6 protein-coding genes are annotated in these 5,142 nt (G+C 51.7%); 4 read left to right on the top strand and 2 right to left on the bottom strand.

What is annotated here, in order from left to right; translation table 11 throughout:
* Positions 1 to 312: 312 nt before the first annotated feature.
* The gene (locus ABD892_RS11820; RefSeq protein WP_345195882.1) at positions 313 to 522 is read left to right on the top strand and encodes a PA1571 family protein; all 210 of its coding nucleotides are present in this window, start codon (positions 313 to 315) and stop codon (positions 520 to 522) included.
* On the opposite strand, the gene pdxB is transcribed toward ABD892_RS11820, so the two are convergent.
* A complete protein-coding gene (pdxB, locus tag ABD892_RS11815; protein WP_345195881.1) occupies positions 512 to 1,657 on the bottom strand; it encodes a 4-phosphoerythronate dehydrogenase PdxB in 1,146 nt (381 codons plus the stop codon). The genes ABD892_RS11820 and pdxB overlap by 11 nt on opposite strands.
* Before the next feature lie 91 nt (positions 1,658 to 1,748).
* On the opposite strand from pdxB, the gene ABD892_RS11810 reads away from it, so the two are divergent.
* The 3 genes from ABD892_RS11810 to ABD892_RS11800 all read left to right on the top strand — a co-directional run bounded on the left by ABD892_RS11810 (position 1,749) and on the right by ABD892_RS11800 (position 4,628).
* Positions 1,749 to 2,282, top strand: a complete 534-nt coding sequence (locus tag ABD892_RS11810) for an elongation factor P hydroxylase (RefSeq protein WP_345195880.1) — start codon at positions 1,749 to 1,751, stop codon at positions 2,280 to 2,282.
* A 141-nt stretch (positions 2,283 to 2,423) separates the two neighbouring features.
* On the top strand, positions 2,424 to 3,812 hold the full coding sequence (locus tag ABD892_RS11805; RefSeq protein WP_345195879.1) for an MATE family efflux transporter: 1,389 nt from the start codon (positions 2,424 to 2,426) through the stop codon (positions 3,810 to 3,812).
* Positions 3,813 to 3,914: 102 nt separating this feature from the next.
* On the top strand, positions 3,915 to 4,628 hold the full coding sequence (locus ABD892_RS11800; protein WP_345195877.1) for a hypothetical protein: 714 nt from the start codon (positions 3,915 to 3,917) through the stop codon (positions 4,626 to 4,628).
* A 52-nt stretch (positions 4,629 to 4,680) separates the two neighbouring features.
* On the opposite strand, the gene ABD892_RS11795 is transcribed toward ABD892_RS11800, so the two are convergent.
* Complete coding sequence (locus ABD892_RS11795) at positions 4,681 to 4,989, bottom strand: BolA family protein (protein ID WP_345195876.1); 309 nt, start codon at positions 4,987 to 4,989, stop codon at positions 4,681 to 4,683.
* Positions 4,990 to 5,142 lie beyond the last annotated feature (153 nt).

The following is a 5,142-nucleotide window of genomic DNA, read 5'->3' as shown; positions in this document are numbered from 1 at the left end:
GTTTTGTGCAAAAACTGTACTCTGTTGCCAAAAGTACGGCCAGCTTGCTCACATTCCCAAGGTTAAGCGGGATTTAAGGTAAATACCACAAACCGTTACAGAAACTGTTCTTGATGGTAACAACGACTCAAGATACCCTGAAAGCGTCCGGTATCCGGTGACTGAAGACAATCTTTGATGAACCCAATCTGTTTTCAGTCGCCTTTGTCACCGGGTTGTCATGGCTTGGTCATGGCATTGCCATAACGGTTAGATACGCTTAAGCCAATGGTAGCCCGATAACACCGGAACCCAGGCCGAAGGAGATGATCGATGACTTATACTCTCAGCTCACCGACACAACAGCCGGTACAGGATCCCACTAAGGCCCACAACCAGGATTATTTTAACGGCGCCGCTATCGTCACGGAGGACGGCCGTGAGATCCCGATTACCGAAGCCATGCTACAGGCAGCCTTTGAACAGTTTGATGCTACCGGCATCCTGTCCTGCCCAAGCTACGGGTTTGCCATTACTCACTGACAACCCGAAACCCCTGACCTTCAAGCTGGTGCTTAACGTCAGGGGTCGCATTACGCAGACGCACTTTCAATGACTGAAATTCACGCCGTTCAGGATAGGTTTTTCGCAGTCTGTCGAAAACAACCGGAACGGCTTCCTTTCTTTGTCTGAGCGCCAGCCGCAAACGATTATCATCCCGCCTCACATCATAGACTGCGCGCAGCGCTGTCGTAATAGCCTCTTCCGCCTGTACATCGCTTGAGAACGTCATACTCCGTAATACAGGAATCGGCATGACATTGTTGATTCTAACCCGTGTGGGAAACCCGAAATAACGACACATCGCCTGATAAATCATCCCTGTGCCACGAATTTTTGCTTCCAGACTATACCCGGCAATATGGGGCGTACCAATGGCCACATGATCCAGCAACTCAGGATTAATGTCGGGCTCCTGCTCCCAAACATCCAACACTGCAGTCATATCTCCCTGCCTTAATCGATCCAGCAACACGAGGTTATCTACAACCGGTCCTCGGCTGCTGTTGATCAGAATACTGCCTGGGCGAATCAACCCGATACAATGTGCATTCAGCAGATGAAAGGTTGGATGATCGCCATGCTTTGTGAGAGGAGTATGCAATGAAATGATATCGGACTTCGCCAGGAGATCATCCAGCTCAGCCTGCTGTTCGGTTTTCTCGGCCGGCGCAAAAGGATCATGTACCAGACAACGTACACCTAATGCTTCCAGACGTCGAAGTAATCGCCCGCCGACCTGCCCTTTGCCAATAATACCGACAACCTGCTCTTTCAGGGAAAAACCAAGCTGCTCTGACAGAACATTGATCACACTGAGAACATATTCAACGACAGAATCGGCATTACAACCGGGCGCGTGGGCAAAGCCGATTCCCTTTTCCTTTAGCCAGTCTGTATCCACATGATCAATACCACTGGTCGCAGAAGCCACAAACCGTACCTTGCTATTTTCCAGCAATTCACGATTCACCCTGGTGACAGAACGAACCAGCAATACATCCGCATCGGCCACTTGCGCGGCATTCAGTGTACGGCCGGGAACGCTGACGACCTCGCCCAACCCACCAAAAAACACATCCGCCAGCGGGATGTTCTCATCGGCGACAATTTTCATTCAACGCCCGCATCAACCTGATACCCAAGATGACCGGATGGTATAATGCGCCCCGGCATTCCGCAAACCTCCGGCAACATTGACGTTATATATGCAGCACGACGCCCAGGATCTGGTTACATTGTTTAACAAAACCTTCCTTACAACGGAAAATACCGAGCTCGCAGGCGGCAACAAGGAACCGCTTTATCAGCCGGCAACGCGTGATAACCCTACACACCGCATCCTCTTCACCCATGATTATTTTGCCAGCGCTCTCCATGAAGTCGCCCACTGGTGCGTAGCCGGGCAAGCAAGACGCCAGCAAGTGGATTATGGCTATTGGTATGAACCGGATGGACGGACACAAGAACAACAACACCTGTTTGAACAGGTCGAAGTCAGACCCCAGGCGTTTGAATGGATTTTCGCCAATGCCTGCCGTTACCGTTTCCGAATCAGCGCAGATAACCTCATGACTGGTAACAGCGCCTCTGACACATTCAAAGACAATATATTCAAGGAAGTTCAGACAATTTCCTGCACAGGCTTACCTGCCAGAGCGCAGCGATTTACCGATGCACTGGCACAATATTATGGTTGTAACTCTCCACTGGAAGGATTTACACGGCAATATCTTGATTAATAGAAGAGCGCCATCAACGTTTCTTTCTGAAACCGGCGCACTTTGAGTAGCAATACTGACTTCTATCGTTTTTAGAACAATTTAGAATCAAAACTAACGACAAATAACTTTTATATTCCGAAAAAGCGACAGAAGTTATCAATGCACAGCCAAGTAACCCGGCTCCAGCGCTTTATGGCCGAAGCGAAGGAACTGATGATCCTCGCCGCCCCCATTATCGTCTCCCAGCTCTCCATGAGCGGCATGGGATTTATTGATACCAGCATGGCCGGCCAGGCCAGTGCTCGTGATCTTGCCGCCATTGCCATTGGGGGAAGTCTCTGGATGCCCTTCTACCTGCTGGTCAGGGGCACATTGATGGCCACCACTCCCACTGTCGCTCATTTGTTTGGTGCGGGTAAAACAGACGACATTGCCTGTGAAGTTCGCCAGGGGCTCTGGATCGCACTGATTGCGGGCTTGGTTGCCATGATCTACCTGCACAGCACAGAGCCGTTGCTGCGCCTGATGAAGGTTTCCCCGGACCTGATCGTTATCACCGACGAATACCTAAAAGCACTGGCCTATGGCGCACCCGCCATCGCCATCTATCAGACATTGAATGCCTATTGTGAAGGCACATCGGACACCCGGCCAGCGATGGTTTTCAGTGTCATTGCACTGTTGCTCAATATTCCAGCCAACTACATCCTGATTTATGGCAAATTCGGATTTTCCGCCATGGGCGGCGTCGGCTGTGGCTGGGCAACAGCGCTTGCTTTCTGGAGCATGGCGATCATGATGATGATTTATACCGCCTTTGGCCGAAAGCATAAGCCAAGGGGCATTTTTGCGTCCATTGACCGACCTGTCGCTTCACGAATCGCGGAGCACCTGAAACTGGGCTTTCCGATCGGGATGACCATGTTCATTGAGGGCAGTATCTTTGCCATTATCGCCCTGCTGATTGGTCGTCTGGGTGCCAGTACGGTGGCCAGCCACCAGGTGGCACTGAACTTTTCCTCCCTGACCTTCATGCTGCCGTTAAGCATCAGCTTTGCCATCACCATCCGGGTCGGTCAGTCGCTCGGTGCCAACAATCCGGAAACAGCCCGGTTCGCCGCCTATGTCGGTCATGCTGTCAGCCTTTTCTGTGCCTGCCTGAGCGCCGGATTAATGCTGGTCGCCCCTGAGATGATTGCCGGCATTTACAGCCGCAACCCGGCAGTCATACAGGCCGCCTCGGCCTTGCTGTTTTATGCTGCCATTTTCCAGTTTTCTGACGCTATGCAGGCAGCCGCAGTCGGCTCTCTGCGCGGCTACAAAGATACCCGCACACCCATGTTCCTGGTTGTCATGGCCTACTGGGCTGTTGGCTTACCGATGGGCTATATCCTCGGCATGACAGAAATCGCAGGCTCTCCCATGGGGCCTAGGGGCTTCTGGATCGGGCTTGTCGCAGGATTGACGATTGCAGCCCTGCTGCTGGGCCTGCGTCTCTACACCACCAGTCTGAACCGGTGCCGGATGATTACCCCCCAAACCGCCTGATTCATCGTTTAGCCCGCTCACAAATGGGCGATACATAACTCTATCGGCCCACATATTTCACTGGCCGGCAGGATGCCGGCCCGCCTGTCAGAAGGAGCTGTAATGGGTAGTGACAGCAATAACAGCACCCCGTCTACCGACAAAGGTGACGGTCAGGTCGTCGACCTGTTTACCGGCAAGACCTGGAATCCTGACGAAGCCAGCAAAATCATCCGCATAGCCCCGGAGCTGGACGGGCTGGAAATGCTGTACAGCAACGATGCCAACCCAGACAAACTCTTCAGCATGAAAATCCTCTGCTGGGCGCTGAACCAGAATGGTGAAATTGATGCGATGGTACCCTGGCTGAGCCGGCTGGTTTCCTGCCGTGAACTGAATGATCCGCTGAACGGGCACTGGGAAGGGTATTACGATAACTTCCACGAAACGGTGTTTTATGACGCACCGCTGCACAAAGTCGTGGAACTGGAAAGCTCTGCCTCTTATTACGACGCTGAATACATCACTGAAAAAGACACAATTCAGGAAATCCCTGACCCCATTGGCACACATGCAGTACTGACAGGTGATAAATTCCAGACTATTACCCTGACCCAGGTGACCAGCTGGCGCCTTCTGAACAATGGCGCCATCCATGCCATGCTGGCAGACAGTGAGAAGGTGGAAAATACACCAGTGTTAGTAGGTGATGAGAGTCTTTATGCGGCCCAGGAACATTCGGATTTCAAATACTTCTTTCACCATATCATTGCCAACAAGATCAAGGCGGGAGACCCGGAAGCCATGGCAGCCTTCACCCGCCTGCTTGATCTTTAATCACTGAACAATTGCTCAGCTGGGCTGGCAAAATAGTTTTTCCGGGTGGCAGCTATTTCCCGCCCCCTTTGCAATTAGGTGACGCTGGCGCCCGCTTAACCGTTTGCCACTCATCCGGCGTATAGGTATGTAACGCCAAAGCATGGACACCACTTTCCAGCTCTTCAGCCAGAACACGATAGACCATTTGATGCCGTTTAACCGGTAACTTCCCGATAAAGCTGTCACTCACCAGCACCACCCGGAAATGGGATTCCGACCCGGCTGGCACATTATGCATATGGCTTTCGTTATTGATTTCCATATGCGCACCGGCAAATGCCGATGCCAGTTTACATTCGATACGTTCCTGTACTTCCATACTTGCGACCTGCGATTATCGATGTCACTGACCAACGATGTCTGTAAACGATGGTTTTGCATGATAACACACTAGGGGCTGTTGACGTTTCATTGAAAGCCTTGAACCAAGCCTGAAAATCCGCAGTATGTTGCTACCGCTCATGCTTTCATA

It is taken from the genome of Kistimonas scapharcae (assembly GCF_039540975.1).
In the GTDB taxonomy this organism is placed as follows: Bacteria; Pseudomonadota; Gammaproteobacteria; order Pseudomonadales; family Endozoicomonadaceae; genus Kistimonas; species Kistimonas scapharcae.
Note: the sequence above shows the minus strand (reverse complement) of the source record. Positions and strands in the feature narration are given on the sequence as shown.

Coding starts and splice junctions, on each gene's coding strand:
- ABD892_RS11820 (WP_345195882.1), top strand. CDS start 313: ATGACTTATACTCTCAGCTCACCGACACAACAGCCGGTACAGGATCCC.
- ABD892_RS11805 (WP_345195879.1), top strand. CDS start 2,424: ATGCACAGCCAAGTAACCCGGCTCCAGCGCTTTATGGCCGAAGCGAAG.
- ABD892_RS11800 (WP_345195877.1), top strand. CDS start 3,915: ATGGGTAGTGACAGCAATAACAGCACCCCGTCTACCGACAAAGGTGAC.
- ABD892_RS11810 (WP_345195880.1), top strand. CDS start 1,749: ATGCAGCACGACGCCCAGGATCTGGTTACATTGTTTAACAAAACCTTC.
- ABD892_RS11795 (WP_345195876.1), bottom strand. CDS start 4,989: ATGGAAGTACAGGAACGTATCGAATGTAAACTGGCATCGGCATTTGCC.
- pdxB (WP_345195881.1), bottom strand. CDS start 1,657: ATGAAAATTGTCGCCGATGAGAACATCCCGCTGGCGGATGTGTTTTTT.